Source organism: Streptomyces sp. NPDC059534 (genome assembly GCF_042743475.1).
Classification (GTDB): Bacteria; Actinomycetota; Actinomycetes; order Streptomycetales; family Streptomycetaceae; genus Streptomyces.
The window spans coordinates 1-17,427 of the sequence record NZ_JBHWAQ010000018.1 but is presented as its reverse complement, the minus strand read 5'-3'; the positions used below and the strand labels follow the sequence as shown (position 1 = coordinate 17,427).

Below are 17,427 nucleotides of genomic sequence, written 5' to 3'. Positions count from 1 at the left end.
CACGCGAACGTAACGCGATGCACACGAACGGGTGCATGGGGCGATGACACAGAAGCCCTCCGGCGGGGTACGTACGTTCGCATGACCTCCTTCCCGGTCCCGACCACCCGGTCCGCCCCGTCCGCCCCCGCCCCCGTCCCCACCGCGACCTACCGGCTCCAGCTCCAGCCGGAGTTCCCCTTCGCGGCCGCCGAGCGGGCCGTGCCGTACCTCGCCGGGCTCGGGGTCTCGCACCTCCATCTCTCGCCGGTCCTGGAGGCGGTGCCCGGCTCGACCCACGGCTACGACGTGACCGACCACCGCTCCGTACGGGCCGAGCTGGGCGGCGAGGACGGGCTGCGGGCCCTCGCCGCGACCGCCCGGGCGCACGGACTCGGACTGGTCGTAGACCTGGTGCCCAACCACATGGCGGCCGACCCCCGGCACAACCACGCGCTGCGCGCCGTGCTGCGCGAGGGCCCCGACTCGCCGCACGCCCGCTGGTTCGACATCGACTGGCGGGCCGGGGACGGCCGGCTGCTGCTTCCCGTGCTGCCCGCGCGGCTCCCGGAGGTGCGGGACCGACTGCGGGTCTCCGGCGGGTCCCTGCACCTGGACGGCCAGGAGTTCCCGCTGCGCCCGGGCACCGAGGGCCTGCCGCTCGACGAGCTGCTCGACGCCCAGTGGTACCGCCTCGGATGGTGGCGGCTGGCCCGCACCGAGCTCGACTACCGGCGCTTCTTCACCGTCTCCGAGCTGATCGGGGTGCGGGTGGAGGACCCCGAGGTGTTCACGGCGACCCACGCGAAGATCGTGGAACTCGTCGCGGACGGGGTGGTGGAGGGCCTGCGCATCGACCACCCGGACGGACTCGCCGACCCGCAGGGGTACCTGGAGAATCTGGCGGCGGCGACCGGCGGGCGATGCTGGACGGTGGTGGAGAAGATCCTCACCGGCCCCGAGACGCTGCCCGACGCCTGGCCCGTCGCCGGCACCACCGGGTACGACGCGCTCCGGCAGCTCGACGGCGTGTTCACCGATCCGGCAGGCGCCGACGAACTCGCGGATCTGTACCGGGAGTTCGTCGGCAAGGCGGCGGACCGGGGCGGCCACTGGGAGGCGACCGCGCGGCGCGCCGCGTACGAGGTGGTCACCCACGACCTGGCGTCCGAGACGGCCGCGCTGACCCGGATCGCGGGCCGGATCTGCGCCGCCGACCCCGCGCTCCGGGACCACGCCCCCTGGGCGCTCGCCACCGCGATCCGCGAACTCCTCGTCCGGGTGCCGGTCTACCGCCCCTACCGGACCGGCGGCGAGGAGGTGCTGACCCCGGAGGCGGCTCGGGGCGCGAAGGCCGCGTTCGCGGTGCCGGAGGAGGCGACGGCGGTCGACGCCGTACGGGACCTGGCGCTCGGCGCACTTGGCGACGGACCCGAACACCGTTCGTTCCGGGCCCGGTTCGCACAGACCTCGTCCGCCCTGCGGGCCAAGTCCGTGGAGGACACCGCCTTCTACCGGTACGCCCCGCTGCTCTCCGCGAACGAGGTGGGCGGCGACGCGGGGCGCCCGGCCGTGCCGGTCGAGGAGTTCCACGCGTACTGCGCGCGGATCGCCCGGGACTGGCCGGCCGCCGGCACCGTGCTCTCCACGCACGACACCAAGCGCAGCGCGGACGTGCGGGCGGCCATCGCGGTGCTCGCCCAGTGCCCGCGGGTGTGGGCGGACCTCCTCGCGGAGACGGCGGGGGTGCCCGCTCCCGATCCGCACGTGGCGTGGACGGCCTGGCAGACGGCCTTCGGCTTCGGCGTCCCGGACGCGGAGCGGCTCGTGCCCGCGATCCTCAAGTCCGTACGCGAGGCGGGGCTGCGGACCAGCTGGACCGAGCCGGACCCCGGATACGAGCGGGCCGTCGCCGACTTCGCCGCGGCCGGGCCCGGCCGGCTCCCGCTGCGGGCCGCCTCGGAGGCGGCCTTCGCCCTGGAACCTCACATCCGGGCGCACACGCTGGGGGCGGCCCTGGCGCAGCTGACGATGCCGGGGGTGCCGGAGCTCTACCAGAACACGGAGCGGGAGTACCGCGCCCTCGTCGACCCGGACAACCGGGCCCCGTTCGCGCCCGGCCCGGAGGACGACCGCACGGCTCTGGTCCGGGCCGCGCTGGGGCTGCGCCGCGCCCGCCCGGAGGTGTTCGGCCCCGGCGGCTCGTACGAACCGCTGGCGGCGAACGGCCCTGGGGCCGCCCACTGCCTGGCCTTCGCCCGCGCGGGCACGGTGGTGACGGCCGTCACCCGGCTCTCGCTCCGACTGGCGGAGGCGGGCGGCTGGCAGGACACGGAGCTGGTCCTGCCGGTGGGCCGATGGGCCGATGTCCTCGACGGTGTACGGGAGTTCGCCGGCGGCCCGGCGGCCGGACCCAAGCTCGCGGAGCTGTTCGCCGACCGCCCGGTGGCCCTGCTGACGCGGGTGGAGTGAGGAGACCGCCACTCGGCACGCCCGGGTGTTCGCCCTCGTCGGCGTTGGACGCCTCCGCCGCAGCCGTCGGGAGCGTCGCCGGGATCCTTCCCGGCGCGCTCCCGGCCTCGGTCCCGCGGTCGGGCCGCCCGGGACCGGCCGCGTCCGCGGTCTGACGCGGTCAGGAGCGGGAGGCTCGCGAGACCTCGCACTTGGTGTACTCGGAGCCGTCGCCGGAGCCGGGGTACGGGGTGGTCAGCTCGGCGTGCTCGGAGGCGCCCGCGGCGACCGCGATGGCGGTCTTGGTCGCGGTCGCCGGGACCGCGGTGCCGCCCGCGGCGCCGGTGAACTTCATCGTGACGCTGTAGTCGTAGTCGAGCACGCCGTCGTTCTTGACGGTGACCCGGGCGACGAGGTTCTTGGTCGCCGCGTCGTACGTGCACTCGTCGATGGTCACGTCCCGCGCGGCCTTGTTGCCGCTGCTGGAGCCGCCGGTCACGGAGCCGCCGGAGCTGCTGCCCGAGCCGCCGTCGTTGTCGCTGTGGTTGCTGCCGCCGCTGCTGGAGCTGCTGCCGGAGCTGCCGCCGCAGCTGCCGCCGTGCGAGCCGCGGGCACCGGTCAGGGCGACCACCGCGATGCCGAACACAGCGATGGCACGGACATGACGCATCTTCATGTTTGAATCCCCGTTGAAAGTGGTAAAACAGACGCCCGTTGACGAGCGCACGTCACCCTAACAGCGGTCGCGGGGCCCTCGCCCCGGGCCCGGGGCCCGGCCCGGCTCCCGACCCGGGGCCCGACTCAGCCGCCCGGCCGGACGATCAGGCTCCGCGGGGCGCGGGTGATCAGGCCCGTGTAGGTGGGGCGGAAGCCGTCGGCGAGACGGAGCCGGGGCATGGCCGCGAACAGGGCCCGCAGGGCGAACTCGGCTTCGAGACCGGCGAGGAGGACCGCCGGGCAGCGGCCGCTGCCGTAGGTGAGCTGGTCGGCGTCGTCACGGAACGGGTCGAAGCGGTCGGGCTCCCGGAAGCGTTCCGGGTCCCGGCCCGCCGAGCCGATGAGCAGGGCCACCGACGCGCCGGCCGGGACGGTGCCGCCGCTCACCGCGACCTCCGCGCGGGTACGGCGCACGGCGATCTGCACCGGCGGGTCACGCCGCAGCGACTCGGTCCAGGCACGGGCCACCAGCCCCGCGGGGGCGTCACGCAGCGCGGCCACCAGGTCGGGGTCGGTGAGGACGTTGGCGAGGAAGGACGCGAGCGCCTTCTCCCGTACGGCGATCTGGCCGCCGCACTCCCCCGCCAGGGCTCCGGCCGCCCGGCCGCGCACCAGCCTCATCATGTCGCGGTACGGCACGCCGACGGCGGCGGCGACGGTCCCGGCGGGCAGCCAGTGGCAGAAGTCGGCGACCAGGTCGACCTGCTGCCGCTCGGCGATCCGGCGGGCGAGGACGTACGCGGTGCGTTCCGCGACCGCGCTCAGCGCCGCGACCCCGATGTCGACGTGCGCCTCGTCGCACGGCGGGTCGCCGGGCCGGTGCCCGTGCGTGAAGCGGCTGTCGGTGAGGGCCCCGGCGACATCCGCGTACCGGCTCAGGACCCAGGCCCGCAGCAGCGGGTCGTACGTGAGCGGGAACTCCTCGCGCAGGGTCCGGTGGATGCGGTGCGGGTCGCGCGAGGCGCCCGGGTCGAGCGGGCTCGGGGCGACGGTCCGGCCGGTCGGCCCGACGGGTCCCGCGGCGGCCGGGTCGGCCACCGTCCGCACCCGGCCCGGCCCGGCGGCGGGGGTACGGGGAGGGGCATCGGCCCGGTGCCCGGCCGGGGTCGCCGCCGACGGCGCCGCCGGCGCCATGGACGGGATCCGGGTCCATGGGTCGCCCGTCGGTTCGGGCCGGTCGTTCCCTATGCCGCGGTTCGGCTCGTCGCTCATCGCGTCCCCTGTCGATCGGCGGTGGGTGCCGCGGCCGGACATCGTGGCGCGCGTCCCCCCAGCCCACCACCGGGCGGGCCCCGCCGCCCGCCGCGTACCGCCGAACGGGTGAACGACCTCGGGGTGCGCCGAGGGTCGGCCGCAGCAGGCGAAGGCCGGCCGCGAGGGGCGGGGTCGGGCGTGGGAGGCGAAGGCCGGTCGCGAGGGACGAGGTCGGGCGTAGGAGGCGAGAGCCGGCCGCGAGGAACCGGGGGGTCAGTCGTGGGAGAGGCGGAACGACATCTGGCCGAAGCCGACCACATCGCCCGGCCGCACGACCACGGCGCCGGTGACCCGGCGCCCGTTGACGGTGGTCCCGTTCGTGGAGCCGAGGTCGCGCAGCACCCACATCCCGCCCTGGAGGGAGAGTTCGGCGTGCAGCCGGGAGGCCGTCTCGTGGCTGAGCCGCAGCCCGTTGACCGGGTCGCGCCCGATCCGCAGCGGATGCGGGCCGGGGCGGGGCATCAGCAGTTTCGGCAGCCGCTCCGCGTGCCAGGCCCGCCCCAGGCGCGCCGTGAACGCGGACATCCGCTCGACCGCGCCCACCACCCGGCGGGTCCAGGTCCCCTCGGTCCGCAGGTCGGCGGTGAGCAGGTCGAGTTCGTCCGGCCGGCGGGCCTCGAGCGCGCGCTCCATCCGGAAGAGGAAGGTGTCGTGCGAGAGGCGGCCCTGAGCGGCGCCCTCACGGAGCAGCACCAGCGCACGGTCCCGCTCGACGTCGGTCAGCCGAGGAGAGTTCGCCGGAAGCTCGAAAGGGGTCGTCACACAGTCGATTGTCGGCCCGTCGGGCCCGCAGTGTCCAGAAGCGCCCCTGGCCTGGGAATTCGATATCGACCGCCCGGGGATCGCTGCTACGGTCTGCCGTCTCCGCATCCAGGATCCCCAGGGGGAAAACCCGACGTGACCACGTCTTCCGACGCTTCCGCTCCGACCGCTTCCACCCCGGCCGCGCACGACCTCGTCGTCCGTCCGCTGACCGGGCCCGAGGAACTCGACCTGTTCCTCCGCCTCAGCTACTCGCTCGACCACGAACTCGCCGACGACCTCGCCACCGGCCGCCGTCTGCCGGAGTGGATGTGGGTCGCGCTCGACGGCGACCGGCTCCTCGGCCGCCTCTCCTGGTGGACGAAGGCCGCCGGCCGGGAGCCGCAGGCACTCGACTTCCTCGACCTCGCCCCGGAACTGTCGCCGGAGGAGCGCGCCGAGGTCGGCACGCGGCTCCTGGAGACCGCCGCGGCCGCGGTGATCCCGGCGGGCGGGCGGCGCCCCGAGTTCGAGCGGTACATGCCGGCGGACTGGCGTGAGGTGCCCGAGACCCGGTCCCTCCTGGAGTCCGTCTTCGGCGTCCTGGAGCGCGCGGGGGCGCGTCCGCTGGTCGAGCGGCTCCGTCTGGAGTGGCGCCCCGGCACCCCCGTACCGGAGCCGAAGGGGCGTCTGGAGTTCCGCCCCGTGCGGGACCGCGAGGACCTGGTGGCCCTGATGACGCCCGTGATGGAGGGCACCCTCGACGCGCACGGGCAGGCCGACCTGGCGTCCGGCCTGTCGGCCCGGGAGGCGGCCGAGCTGCACTTCGACGAGGAGTTCGCGCACTACTCCTCGCCCCGTGAGTGGTGGCGGGTCGCCCAGCTGCCGGAGAGCGGCGAGCCCGTCGGTTTCGTCGTCCCGGCGCGGAACAACTACCACCACACGATCGCGTACATCGGCGTCCTTCCGGCGCACCGCGGACAGGGCCACATCGACGAGATCCTGGCGGAGGGGACCCGCGTCCTGGCCACCGCCGACGTGCCCCGGATCCGGGCCGCGACGGACCTCGGGAACGTGCCGATGGCGGCGGCGTTCGCCCGTGCGGGGTACGTCAACTTCGAGCGCGCGATCAACTACGTGTGGGACGTGCCGGGCGAGTCGGGGTCCTGACTGCCAGGATGGTCGGGGTAGTCCGTGGTGGAGTGACTGGGCCGTCGACGAGGGGATTCCCGTGCTCTTCGAGGTATGGGCGCCGAGCGCCCGCGACCGGGTGATGCTGGCGCTGAACGGCGTCGATCACCCCCTGGAAAGGGACGCCGAACGGGACGGCTGGTGGACCGGTGTCGTCCCCGCCGAGGACGGCGACCGCTACGGCTTCGCCCTCGACCACCACGCCCTCCTGCCCGACCCGCGCTCACGCCGGCTGCCCGACGGGCCCGACGGCCTGAGCGCGGTCGTCGACCACTCCGCGTACACCTGGCGCCACGAGTCCCCGCGGCTGCGGCTGCGCGGCACCGTCCTGTACGAGCTGCACATCGGCACCTTCACCCCGGAGGGGACCCTGGACGCGGCGGCCGCCCGCCTCGGGGAGCTGGCGGGCCTCGGCATCACCCATGTGGAGCTGATGCCGCTGTGCCCGTTCCCCGGGGTGCGGGGCTGGGGATACGACGGGGTGGCGCCGTGGGCCGTCCACGAGCCGTACGGCGGCCCCGAGGCGCTGAAGCGGTTCGTGGACACGGCGCACGGGCTCGGCATGGGCGTGGTCCTGGACGTCGTCCACAACCATCTGGGCCCGTCCGGGAACCATCTCCCCTTCTTCGGGCCGTACTTCACGGAGACCCACCACACGCCGTGGGGCGCCGCCGTGAACCTGGACGCGCCGGGCTCGGACGAGGTCCGCGCGTACTTCATCGGCAGCGCGCTCGCCTGGCTGCGGGACTACCGGATCGACGGGCTGCGGCTCGACGCGGTGCACGCGCTCGCCGACACCCGGGCACTGAACTTCCTGGAGGAACTCTCCGCCGCCGTGGACGAGTTGGCGAAGGAACAGGGGCGCCAGCACTTCCTCGTCGCCGAGTCCGACCTCGGGGACCCGCACACGACGACGCCGCGCACACTCGGCGGCCTCGGCGTCCACGCGCAGTGGAACGACGACTTCCACCACGCCCTGCACGCCGCCCTGACCGGCGAGTCCCAGGGGTACTACGGGGACTTCGCGCGCGCCCCGATGGCGGCGGTCGCCAAGACGCTCACCCACGTCTTCTTCCACGACGGCATCTACTCGACCTTCCGGGGCCGGCACCACGGCCGGCCGGTGGACCGGGAGCGCACCCCCGCCCACCGCTTCCTCGGCTACTCCCAGACCCACGACCAGATCGGCAACCGGGCCCTGGGCGACCGCCTCTCGGCCTCCCTCTCCCCCGGGCTGCTGGCCTGCGCGGCGACCCTCGTCCTCACCGGCCCCTCCGTGCCGATGCTGTTCATGGGCGAGGAGTGGGGCGCCACGACACCCTGGCAGTACTTCACCGACCACACCGATCCGGAACTCGCCGAGGCCGTACGGCGGGGCAGGCGGCGGGAGTTCGCGGCGCACGGCTGGTCCGAGAACGACGTTCCCGACCCTCAGGACCCGGCCACCCGCGACCACTCCGTCCTCGACCGCACCGAACGCGAACGCGACCCCCACAAGCGTCTGCTCGCCTGGTATCGCCAGCTCATCGCCCTCCGCCGCACCCTCCCGGACCTCACGGACCCGGACCTCGCGGGGGTCAAGGTCGCCTTCGACGAGGAGGCCCGCTGGCTGGTCTTCCGCCGCGGCGACCTCCGCGTCGCGGTCAACCTCGGCCGGGAGACCGCGGTCATCCCCCTCGGCTCCAACGGCCGCGACCGGGTCCTCGCGGCCTGGGACCCCATCGAGGCACCGGGCGCCGACGGGCTGCTGCACCTGCCCGGCGAGTCGGCGATCGTCCTCACGGACGGCTGACCCGACGGCCGGTCCGGCTCGTCGCGCGCGGGGGATACTTGCCCCCATGGCCTCCATCTACCGCGACCCGGCGGGCCGGGAGCACATACGCCGCTGGTGCCTGGAGCGGCTCGACGGCTGGGGCATGCCGCACGAGCGGGTCGAGCTGACCGCCCGGGGGGCGCGGACTCACGTGGTGACGGCCGGGGACCGGGAGGCGGCGACGACGGTCGTCTTCGTCCCCGGGACCAACTTCAACGCCGCCGCCTCCCTGCCCCTGGCCTCGGCGCTGCTGGCGGCCGGCCGTACGGGCCCGGCTCGGTGCCGCACTCGGAGTCGTACCGGACGCGGGTCACCTGGTGGTGGAGGAGTTCCCGGAGCGGATCGCCGCTCTGGTGGCCCCCGTCCGATAGGCGCGGCCCGGCGGTCGCGCCGCGTTCCCCGCCGGTGGCGCTACTCGACGATCGCCATCTCGTGCGGGGTGTTGTTGAAGCGGTGGCCCGCGCCGTCCTCGGTCGCCGTCACGATGTCCTCGATGCGGACGCCGAAGCGGCCCGGGAGGTAGACGCCGGGTTCGATGGAGAAGCACATGCCGGGGACGATCGGGAGCTCCTCGCCCTCGATCATGTACGGGGGTTCGTGGGTGGTGACGCCGATGCCGTGGCCGGTGCGGTGGATGAAGTACTCGCCGAAGCCGGCGTCGGTGATGACCTTGCGGGCCGCCCGGTCGACGTCCTGGCAGGCGACGCCGGGGCGGACCGCCTCGAAGCCGGCCTGCTGGGCCTCCCGGACGAGGTCGTGGACGCGCCGCTCCTCGTCGGTGGGCTCGCCGACGTGGACGGTCCGGGTGGTGTCGGAGCCGTAGCCGTGCTTGAGGCCGCCGAAGTCGAGGACGACCATGTCGCCGCGCTCGATGACCCGGTCGCCGGCCTCGTGGTGCGGGTTGGCGCCGTTGGGGCCCGAGCCGACGACGGTGAAGTCGACCTGGGAGTGGCCGAAGCGCATGAGGAGCGCGGCGAGGTCGGCGGCGACTTCGGTCTCCCGGCGGCCCGCGAAGCGGACCTTGAGGATCTCGCCGTACGCCTGGTCGGCGGCGGCCCCGGCGGCGGCGATCCGGGCCAGTTCGTGGGCGTCCTTGACGCCGCGGAGCATCGGCAGGGCCTCGGTGAGCGAGACGTACGAGGTGCCGGGCAGGGCCTGCTGGAGGCCGAGGAGGTGCATGGCCCAGGCGTTGTCGCTGACGCCGAAGCGGCCGTCGGCGTCGAGGAGGGGCGCGGCGACGGCGTACGGGTCCTTGCCGTCGGTCCAGTCGCGCAGGGTGAGCGCGGCGGCGCCGGTGGCCCGCTCGGCGTCGGGCGCCTCCAGGGTCGGCACGACGAGGACCGGTTCCCGGCCGGCGGCGAGGACGAGGACGGTGAGCCGCTCGGTGATCGCCGTGGGCTGGTAGCCGGTGAGGTAGACCAGGTCGGGTCCGGGGGCGACGAGCACCCCGGCGAGCCCGGCGTCGGCGGCGGACTCGGCGGCGCGGGCCATCCGGGCCCGGTAGTCGTCCGCGGTGAAGGGCACGACCTCTTCGAAGGCTTCGGTGCTCGGCATGGGTGCTTCTCCTCGGCTTCCGCTGCGTCCTGCGACGTACTCGTCGTACAGCATCCTGCCGGGAGGTGCCGTGGGCCGCGACCGGATCAGCGGCGGTCCGGGCCCTGCGCGATGAGCCGCTCCAGGAGGTCCTGGAAGTCGTCGCCGACCACGATCCGCAGGTCGCCCCGCTCCTCGTCGTGCTCGCTGAGCTGTGTGAGCGTGCCGCCGCGCCACCAGAAGACGTACGGGCTGATGGCTCCCGGCACGTCCTCGTACCCGGAGGCGGCGAAGGAGGCCATCGCGCCGAGGGCCGGGATGATCGAGGTGTCGCGGATGGGGTGGAAGGCGAGCTGGTGCCGGAAGGGCAGGGCGACGAGGGCGCCGTGCTCGCCGAGCGGCAGACCGGTGACACGCCGGACCACCTCGTCGAGGTCGAGGACGCGGCTCGCCGTGTAGAAGGAGTCGCCGAGGATGATCTCGAAGCACATGCCGTCGGCGTCCCGGACGGTCTCGTGCTCCTCCACGGGCAGCCCGCGCAGGTTCCGCAGCGCCCGGTCGCGGAGCTGGGCGTGGTCGCCGAGCCGTTCGAGCGCCTCGTCGGTGAGCATCATGACGCTCTCCGGCAGGTCGAGGGCGAGGATCTCGTACAGTCCGGGCGCGACGGTCCTGGCGTAGCCGAACGCGGCGGCGTCGATGCCGTCGGCGCTGACGACCCGCGGGTAGAGCTGGGCGCGGATCTGCTCGGGCGGCAGGGTGTCGAGGGCGGACGGCCCGTCCATGGCGCGGACGACCAGGCCGATGTGCCGCTGGATCGTCCCGGGCCAGACGCGCGGACCGCGGCGGTCCTGGTGGCAGACGGCGGCGAGGTTCCCCAGACCGAACCGCCGCCCCTTGTCGTCGATGACGTGGCCTGCGTAGACCGTGACCTCCAGGCCGAGTTCGGCGAAGGTCTCACGCACCCGGCCGCGGAAGACCGCGGCCTCGCGCTCGGAGAAGTACGCGAACTCGGGGTCCCTCGGTGCGTCGTCGCCGTCCCGCCTGGGTCCTCGCCGCAGCCACCCCACGCCCGCCCGCCTTCCGTCGCCGTTGCGCACAGGGTAGCGACTGCGGGTGTCAGCTCTTGAGCCGTCGGGTGAACTCGGCCACCGGCCCTGCGCCTTCACTCCGCGCACCGGCCGCGAGCAGGAGTTCGGTGCGGTGGACGAGCCGGGGCGCCACGAGGGGGACGGCGACGGGCACCCCGCCCGCCACGGGGAGCGGCAGCAGGACCAGTCCGTGGCCCGCGGCGGCCAGGGCCGTCAGGGCGCGGCTGTCGGTGCCCTCGTAGCGCAAGGCGGCTCGGAAGCCCCGGCCCGCGGGTCCGCCGTGGACGGCCCGCAGCCGGTCGAGCGGCACACCGGCGGCCGGGGCGTCGAGCCAGCGGGCGTCGACGAGGTCGTCGAGACGGAGCCCCGTACGCCCGGCCAGCGGATGGTCCCGGGGCAGGACGACGGCGAGCGGCTCCTCGGTGACACCCGTCGCGGCGAGCGGCGCGACATCCGGCAGCCGCAGCGGGTCGCTGGGGGCCGCGATGCCGTCCACGAGCCCGGCGTCGGCCTCTCCGGTGGCCACGGCGGCGGGCACCCGCTCCCGTGGCATCGCCCGCAGCGTGACACCCGTGGCGGGGAGCGCGGCGAGGGTACGGGGATGCAGGGCGAGCGGCGACGCGGCCACGCTCAGCGTCGCGCGGGGCGCGGCCGCGAACCTTCCGAGGTCGGCCCGCGCCGCGTCGAGGCGCAGCAGCAGCGCCCCGGCGTGTTCGAGGAGCCGCTCGCCGGCCGGCGTCGGCGCGACGGGCCGCCGGGTCAGCAGCGGCAGCCCGAGGTCGGTCTCCAGGGCGGCGATGTGCTGGGAGACCGCGGACTGCGTGTACCCCAGCTCCCGCGCCGCCTCCGAGAAGGAGGCGAGCCGGGTGACCGTGACATACGTGCGGAGCAGGTGCGGGTCCATGCCGGGCGCCGGCTCAGGACCCGTCGGGGGCGGTGAGCAGGGCGCGGGCGTAGTACGCCAGCGAGCGGTTGTAGCGGGGCAGCAGCGGGGCGAGGGCGCCGAGGGCGAGCGACGCGGCCTCCCGGTCCCGACCCGTGTCGGCGAGAGCGAGCGCGAGAAAGGCGTCGACGGCCCCGGCGAGGGCCGCCTCGTCCGCGTCGAGCCGCTCGGCCGGGATGTCCCTTTCGACGGTGAGGAGTTCGACGCTGCGGTCCGGCCGACCGAGGTTGCGCAGACTGCTGGCGAGCTGGATGACGGCCCGTCGGCGGCGCAGCCCGGTCAGTCCGCCGTCCAGGGCACGCCGGTAGAGCGCGACGGCCTCCTCCGGCATCCCGGTGGAGTCGTGCGCCGCCCCCTGCTCGAACAGCGCCGCGGCGTCGTCGGCGGGCCGCTCGGCGGCGAGCTCGGCGACCCGGGCCCGGAAGTCGGCGGGCTCGTGCTCGTCGAGCCGCTCCCAGAGCGCGGCGACGCGGCGCTCCCAGTCCTGATCGTTCGTCATGCGCCCACCCTAGCCGGGCGAGCATAAGCGTCCCTGATGGACAGTGCAGTAATCATCGTTGGACGTGAACACCACCCGCCTTCCAGCATGGTGGCATGCACCCCACCGCACACCCCCACTCCACTGACCCCACGGATCCCATGCACCCCACCGATCCCAGGCACCCCATCGATCCCGCGCACCTCCCGCACCCCGGCGGCGCCCTCCGCACCCCCCGTACGCCCCGCGCCCCCCACACCCCCCGGATCGCCCTGATCGGGGACCGCTCCCCGCACGTCCGCTCACACGTCCGCGTCCCCGTCCTCCTCGACGCCCTCGCCGAACGCGACAACCTCACCCTCGACGCCTACTGGATCCCCACCCCCGACGCGGCCGCGCCGGGCGCGGTCCGAGGCTTCGACGCGGTCTGGGTCCTCCCCGGCAGCCCGTACGCGAGCGAGGCGGGAGCACTCGCCGCGATCCGCACCGCCCGCGAGGACGGCATCCCCTTCCTCGGCACCTGCGGCGGCTTCCAGCACGCCCTCATCGAGTACGCCCGGAACGTCTGCGGCCTCGAACGCGCCGCCCACGCCGAGAACGACCCGACCGCCGACGAGCACGACCTCCTGATCGCCCCCCTCGCCTGCTCCCTCGTCGGCCACGAGGGCCCCGTACGCGTCACTCCCGGCTCCCTCGCCGAACGAGCCCTCGGCGCCGCGCGCACCACCGAGCGCTACCACTGCGACTACGGCCCCGACACCCGCCACCTCGACACCCTCCGCGCCCACGGCCTCCGCTTCACCGGCGCCGACGACCACGGGTCCCCCCGCATCGCCGAACTCCCCTCCCACCCCTTCTTCCTCGCCACCCTCTTCCAACCCGAACTCTCCGACACCCAGCCTCACCCCCACCCCCTCATCCGCGCCCTCGCCCTGGCCGCAACCGAACACGCCGCCCCCAAGCCCCACCCGACTCTCCCGTCCCACCGCCCCGCCTGACGGACCACGCTCCGGCCCGCACACCGCCCCGTACCAGCAGAACCCGTTGTCCGCTGTCGAGCCCCGTGAGAGCATTTCCCGTCCCAGAGTGCGAATGGCGGGTTCGGTTCGATGTACACAACGGAGCTGACAGAAGCCCGCGTCGAGGATGCGGGCAATATCCTGATCGCGCCTTCCACGTTGCAGGACGACGACGCGATCGGGGAATTCTTCGGGTCCACGATCACGCCGGAGGACCTTGCCTCCGGTGCGCCCGACCTCGCGCAGAAGACCGTCTACCTGGGTGGCGACGTATCCGGGATCAGCGTCAGCCAACTACGCTCGGCGGCAAGGGTGTTCGTCATCCGGGAGCTGTCACACGGTTACCGCGAGGACGTCGACGGCCCTTGGCCCCTCGTCGGCCTCGGCCGGGTTCCCCTCCGCGTACACGGCGCCGGCGTGTACTACCGCCGCTTCTTCGACCTCGACGCCGATCACTTCGGAGGAATCCGCGCGGAGCACGCGTTCCAGTCCCTGACGGAGTCCACCAAACCCGGATCAGCCCATCGCAGCGGAATCTATCTGACACCCGTCACACGCAATGGCGACGAACTGCATTTCCGCCTGCTCCGGTGCTCCACGAATCTCTCCGGGCCGACCGATAACTTCCGCCCGACCGACACGCGCATCGTCGAGGCCCTGAACCACGAGGCCGCCACCGTCTTCCGGGACCATGCACCGCTGAACCACGTCCTGGCGCAGATCTACCACAACACCCTTGCCACGGCCGAGCGCAAGCAGTCCAAGGCCAAGATCTCGGCCCATGCCGACAAGACCAAGGACATGCCCGTCAACGGGATCATGGCCTTCTGCACCTTCTACGACCGGCTCGACCCTCTGCGGCCCCTGGCCGAAGACGCCTTCGACTACGGCGTGAAGGGTGCCAGCGGGCTGACCAGACTCCACTTCCGCCTCAAGGAACCGACCGCAGAACGCGACGGAGCCGCGCTCCCCCCGCAGTTCAGCCTGACCCTCTATCCCGGTTCCGTCTTCTTCATGCCGCTGTCCACCAACCGCCTGTACACGCACGAGATCCGGCCCTCAGCCCTGGACGCCGAGTTGCTCCCGACCCGCCTGGGATACGTGGTGCGCTGTTCGAGCACCGAAGCCGTCCACAAGAACGGCCGGACGTTCCTCAAAGCGGCCGGCGATCCGGTGAGACTGGAGCCACCCACACCGGACGGCCTGGACGACCTGCGCAGGCTGTACGCCGAGGAGAACCGGACCTCCTCCTTCATCGACTACGGCGATCGATTCCTCTTCAGCATGAACACGGGAGACTACGTTGCCCCCCGGCTCTAGGATCTCGGACGGGATCCACTCGTACCTCTTGCCGACCGAGGAGAATCCCTTCGCGGAGCTGTCCGCGTCGGCTCGCTGGGAAGACGTGGGAAAAGGCCGTCGCGGCGCCGTACTCACCAAGACCGACGAGACCCACGGGGTACCCCTCGTACGCACCACCACCCGATACGACAACCCCACCCAGCGATTCCGTGCGGTGCACGAACGGCTGGCGCACCGGATCCAAGAACACGCGGCGCTCCCGGTCGGCTTCAACAACGCCCTCATCGAGACCTACACGAACGCCTACACCACCATGGGCAGCCATTCCGACCAAGCCCTCGATCTGGCCGACGAGTCGTTCATCGCCGTCTACTCCTGCTACCGGCATCCCGAAGCAGACCCGCCGAGGAAGCTCCTCTTCGAATCGAAGAGTCCCGGCGGCGAGAAGTTCGAGATCCCCCTCGCCCACAACAGCGTCGTCGCGTTCTCCGTCGACTCGAACCGGCGACTCAAGCACAAGATCGTCCTCGACCTGCCCGCCCACACGGCAGACAACCAATGGCTGGGCGTCACCTTCCGCACATCGAAAACCCTCCTTCGGTTTCACGACGGACACGCCTGTCTCCCGCACGGCGCCCGCCTCGTCTCGGCCGACGACGAGCAAAGTCGCGAGTTCTACCGACTCCGCCGCCGCGAGAACAACGAAACGGACTTCGTCTACCCCCGACTGACGTACACCATCAGCGAGAGCGATCTCCTGCCGCCCATCGGGAACCCGCTGCGGGGCATACAGGAGTGACGGTTCCACCCGTCCGGCACGTTCGACGAATACCGTTTCCCTCTGCTCGGGATCTGCACTGCGGCGCAGCGCAGATCCCGAGCAGAGGTCACCGTGCGCGGGCCTCTCACCCCCGATACCGCTGCCCCACTGCCGCGAAGGCGGCCTTGGGTTCCCATTCCATGTCGGGGTAGGTCTGCCCCCGGCGCCCTTCGAGGAGTTTGACGATGCCCAGGCCGGCCCGGTCCAAGTCGTCCCTGGGGTCGCCGTCCGGGCGGTGCGGGTAGCCGCTCAAGGCGAACAGGAACACGAACGCGCTGTCCACGCCCTCGGTCTCGAAGATCTCCAGCAGTTCGCTCAGATACGCGGCCTGGCCGGCCTCGTCACGCTCGTATACGCCGTTCAGCCGTACTGGGGCCTTGGTCTGCGGGTCGTACTCGACCACCTCCAGCACCCGCCCACCACGGTCTCCCGCGCCGCGGTAGGCCGCGGTGCCGAATCCGGTGATGGCGAGCGGCTTCGGGCCTTGGGCCAGGGTGCGCACCGCGTCCCGGAACCGGTCGGCGACCTCGGCGGAGCGGATCAGCTCGAACGTCACCATGTCGAAGGGAGTCCAGTCGACCTGCTCGAACTGGATGGATGCGTAAGTGAGTTTGCCCTGGAAGCGCTCGCGGACCGCGGCCGCGGCGTCGCCGAGGAATGCGTTGATGCGCACGCCGAGCTCACGCATCGCTTCGGCCCGCCGCTCGGGTTGGCCCATCAGCTGCTCGACCCGCTCCTCCGGGCTCTCTCCGGGCAGGAACCCGCGGTTCATCACGCTCAGCTCGACCCCTGCGACGAACACGACCGTGGCCCCCTGCCGCCGGAGCCGTTCCGCTCGCTCGGCACAGTCACGGAAGAGCGCGAGGATCTGCTCCGGATCCAGCTCCAGCGGATAGGGCGAGAACCAGACCTCCAGGCCGAGCTCGGCGGCGGCACCGGCGGCCGACTCCAGTCGGTCCGGGTCGCCGCCGATGATCTGGACCGCGTTGCAGTGCAGGTCGTCGCGGATGATGGCGAGCTCGCGCCGGACCACCGCAGGGTCGAAGTGCTCTCGGGACATCTGGCCGTGCACGACGAATCCGGTGTCGTAGGTCATTCCTCTTGCACGCATGGTGACGTCCCCTCTGTCGGCCTCGGTCGAATCGAGGCTGACAGGAAAACTGCGTGCACGCAAGTTTGCGTGCACGCATCCTTGTGTGGAACGCTGGCATCGTGACGACACCACCACCAGGGCTGCGGGAGCGGAAGAAGCAGGCCACGCGCGAGGCGCTACGCGAGGCGGCCCTGCGCCTGGCCGTTGAGCGCGGACCGGACCAGGTGCGCGTCGAAGACATCGCCGAGGCGGCCGGGGTCTCGCCACGCACCTACAACAACTACTTCGCCAGCCGCGAGCAGGCGATCGTCTCCGCCGTCACCGCGGACCGGGAGGCGCGGATCGCGGCGGCGGTCGCGGCCCAGCCCACAGGAGTGCGCCTGGCTGACGCCGTCACAGAAGCAGTGGTCGAGCAGTACACGACCACCGGTGAGCACGAACACCGGGCACTGCTGTTGATCACCACCCGGACCGCGCTGCGCGACGCGTTCCTCGATACCACCGCCGGTATCGAGCCCCCTCTCGCGACGGCGCTCGCCGAACGCCTGGATGACGCCGGAACGCACACAGCCCGCGTTCTCGCGGCAGGCGTGGCCGCGGCGGTGCGCATCGCGCTGGAAGGCTGGCTCCAGCCGACCGGGAACGCGGAGCCCGCCGGGAGCTTCGGCGCCGGAGGGCTGGTCGTGCCCTCGGGCTCACTGTCCGACGAGCTCCGTGCGGCGCTGGCCCCGCTCGCGCCCGCGTTCGACGCGGCCGAGCGACGCACCCAGCCCTGAAGTCGCCCCCACTGGGGCATCCGCTGGACGGACAGTGGACCCGGAACATGCCGATGCACCCGGCCGTCATCATCCTCGTCAGCCGATTCGACGTAGGTGGCGCGGTGTCAGGTCGCGATCTGCGACTGGAGTACTAGTACTCCAGCAGGATTTTACTGTCTGACCTGCGGGTTTCGCTGGGCGGCTGGAGTGTAGCGGGGCTTCGATCGTGCGGGGGCGGTCTCACGGA

15 protein-coding genes are annotated in these 17,427 nt (G+C 73.0%); 7 read left to right on the top strand and 8 right to left on the bottom strand.

Translation table 11 applies throughout. The features are described 5' to 3' along the window. The first annotated feature begins 81 nt into the window (after positions 1-81). The gene (gene treY, locus ACFVZH_RS21490) at positions 82-2,451 is read left to right on the top strand and encodes a malto-oligosyltrehalose synthase (RefSeq protein WP_384899197.1); all 2,370 of its coding nucleotides are present in this window, start codon (positions 82-84) and stop codon (positions 2,449-2,451) included. Positions 2,452-2,611: 160 nt separating this feature from the next. Here the strand turns inward: treY and ACFVZH_RS21485 are convergent, their stop codons facing one another. The 3 genes from ACFVZH_RS21485 to ACFVZH_RS21475 all read right to left on the bottom strand — a co-directional run bounded on the left by ACFVZH_RS21485 (position 2,612) and on the right by ACFVZH_RS21475 (position 5,163). Next, the gene (locus ACFVZH_RS21485; RefSeq protein WP_384899195.1) at positions 2,612-3,106 is read right to left on the bottom strand and encodes a hypothetical protein; all 495 of its coding nucleotides are present in this window, start codon (positions 3,104-3,106) and stop codon (positions 2,612-2,614) included. Positions 3,107-3,231: 125 nt separating this feature from the next. After that, positions 3,232-4,359: a cytochrome P450 gene (locus ACFVZH_RS21480; protein WP_384899193.1), complete on the bottom strand. Its 1,128-nt coding sequence runs from the start codon at positions 4,357-4,359 to the stop codon at positions 3,232-3,234. A 255-nt stretch (positions 4,360-4,614) separates the two neighbouring features. Further along, positions 4,615-5,163, bottom strand: coding sequence for an FHA domain-containing protein (locus tag ACFVZH_RS21475; RefSeq protein ID WP_384899191.1), 549 nt, complete (start codon positions 5,161-5,163; stop codon positions 4,615-4,617). Positions 5,164-5,298: 135 nt separating this feature from the next. On the opposite strand from ACFVZH_RS21475, the gene ACFVZH_RS21470 reads away from it, so the two are divergent. Both ACFVZH_RS21470 and treZ read left to right on the top strand, forming a co-directional pair. Next, positions 5,299-6,312 (top strand): GNAT family N-acetyltransferase, encoded by a 1,014-nt coding sequence (locus tag ACFVZH_RS21470; RefSeq protein WP_384899189.1) that lies wholly within the window; start codon positions 5,299-5,301, stop codon positions 6,310-6,312. A 61-nt stretch (positions 6,313-6,373) separates the two neighbouring features. Continuing rightward, positions 6,374-8,125, top strand: coding sequence for a malto-oligosyltrehalose trehalohydrolase (gene treZ, locus ACFVZH_RS21465; protein WP_384899187.1), 1,752 nt, complete (start codon positions 6,374-6,376; stop codon positions 8,123-8,125). A gap of 432 nt (positions 8,126-8,557) precedes the next feature. Here treZ and ACFVZH_RS21460 read toward each other — a convergent pair whose 3' ends face one another. The 4 genes from ACFVZH_RS21460 to ACFVZH_RS21445 all read right to left on the bottom strand — a co-directional run bounded on the left by ACFVZH_RS21460 (position 8,558) and on the right by ACFVZH_RS21445 (position 12,209). After that, a complete protein-coding gene (locus ACFVZH_RS21460; RefSeq protein ID WP_384899185.1) occupies positions 8,558-9,700 on the bottom strand; it encodes an aminopeptidase P family protein in 1,143 nt (380 codons plus the stop codon). 86 nt (positions 9,701-9,786) lie between these two features. Next, positions 9,787-10,746 carry a hypothetical protein gene (locus ACFVZH_RS21455; RefSeq protein WP_384899183.1) on the bottom strand — a complete coding sequence of 320 codons (960 nt, stop codon included), beginning with the start codon at positions 10,744-10,746 and terminating at the stop codon, positions 9,787-9,789. Positions 10,747-10,795: 49 nt separating this feature from the next. Next, the gene (locus tag ACFVZH_RS21450) at positions 10,796-11,671 is read right to left on the bottom strand and encodes a LysR family transcriptional regulator (RefSeq protein ID WP_384899181.1); all 876 of its coding nucleotides are present in this window, start codon (positions 11,669-11,671) and stop codon (positions 10,796-10,798) included. A 13-nt stretch (positions 11,672-11,684) separates the two neighbouring features. Further along, on the bottom strand, positions 11,685-12,209 hold the full coding sequence (locus ACFVZH_RS21445) for a tetratricopeptide repeat protein (protein ID WP_384899179.1): 525 nt from the start codon (positions 12,207-12,209) through the stop codon (positions 11,685-11,687). A 95-nt stretch (positions 12,210-12,304) separates the two neighbouring features. Between ACFVZH_RS21445 and ACFVZH_RS21440 the strand changes: the two genes are divergently transcribed. From ACFVZH_RS21440 to ACFVZH_RS21430, 3 genes are all read left to right on the top strand, one after another. After that, positions 12,305-13,186: a hypothetical protein gene (locus ACFVZH_RS21440; RefSeq protein WP_384899178.1), complete on the top strand. Its 882-nt coding sequence runs from the start codon at positions 12,305-12,307 to the stop codon at positions 13,184-13,186. 111 nt (positions 13,187-13,297) lie between these two features. Then, positions 13,298-14,527 (top strand): hypothetical protein, encoded by a 1,230-nt coding sequence (locus tag ACFVZH_RS21435; protein WP_384899176.1) that lies wholly within the window; start codon positions 13,298-13,300, stop codon positions 14,525-14,527. Beyond that, entirely contained in the window at positions 14,511-15,308 is a 798-nt protein-coding gene (locus ACFVZH_RS21430; RefSeq protein WP_384899175.1) for an alpha-ketoglutarate-dependent dioxygenase AlkB, read from the top strand. The genes ACFVZH_RS21435 and ACFVZH_RS21430 overlap by 17 nt, the downstream gene beginning before the upstream one ends. Positions 15,309-15,414: 106 nt before the next feature. On the opposite strand, the gene ACFVZH_RS21425 is transcribed toward ACFVZH_RS21430, so the two are convergent. Continuing rightward, positions 15,415-16,425: a hypothetical protein gene (locus ACFVZH_RS21425; RefSeq protein ID WP_384899432.1), complete on the bottom strand. Its 1,011-nt coding sequence runs from the start codon at positions 16,423-16,425 to the stop codon at positions 15,415-15,417. A gap of 116 nt (positions 16,426-16,541) precedes the next feature. Between ACFVZH_RS21425 and ACFVZH_RS21420 the strand changes: the two genes are divergently transcribed. Further along, a complete protein-coding gene (locus ACFVZH_RS21420) occupies positions 16,542-17,198 on the top strand; it encodes a TetR/AcrR family transcriptional regulator (RefSeq protein ID WP_384899173.1) in 657 nt (218 codons plus the stop codon). Positions 17,199-17,427: the final 229 nt, after the last annotated feature.

Coding starts and splice junctions, on each gene's coding strand:
- ACFVZH_RS21485 (WP_384899195.1), bottom strand. CDS start 3,106: ATGAAGATGCGTCATGTCCGTGCCATCGCTGTGTTCGGCATCGCGGTG.
- ACFVZH_RS21440 (WP_384899178.1), top strand. CDS start 12,305: ATGCACCCCACCGCACACCCCCACTCCACTGACCCCACGGATCCCATG.
- ACFVZH_RS21480 (WP_384899193.1), bottom strand. CDS start 4,359: ATGAGCGACGAGCCGAACCGCGGCATAGGGAACGACCGGCCCGAACCG.
- ACFVZH_RS21450 (WP_384899181.1), bottom strand. CDS start 11,671: ATGGACCCGCACCTGCTCCGCACGTATGTCACGGTCACCCGGCTCGCC.
- ACFVZH_RS21435 (WP_384899176.1), top strand. CDS start 13,298: ATGTACACAACGGAGCTGACAGAAGCCCGCGTCGAGGATGCGGGCAAT.
- ACFVZH_RS21460 (WP_384899185.1), bottom strand. CDS start 9,700: ATGCCGAGCACCGAAGCCTTCGAAGAGGTCGTGCCCTTCACCGCGGAC.
- ACFVZH_RS21425 (WP_384899432.1), bottom strand. CDS start 16,425: ATGACCTACGACACCGGATTCGTCGTGCACGGCCAGATGTCCCGAGAG.
- treY (WP_384899197.1), top strand. CDS start 82: ATGACCTCCTTCCCGGTCCCGACCACCCGGTCCGCCCCGTCCGCCCCC.
- ACFVZH_RS21445 (WP_384899179.1), bottom strand. CDS start 12,209: ATGACGAACGATCAGGACTGGGAGCGCCGCGTCGCCGCGCTCTGGGAG.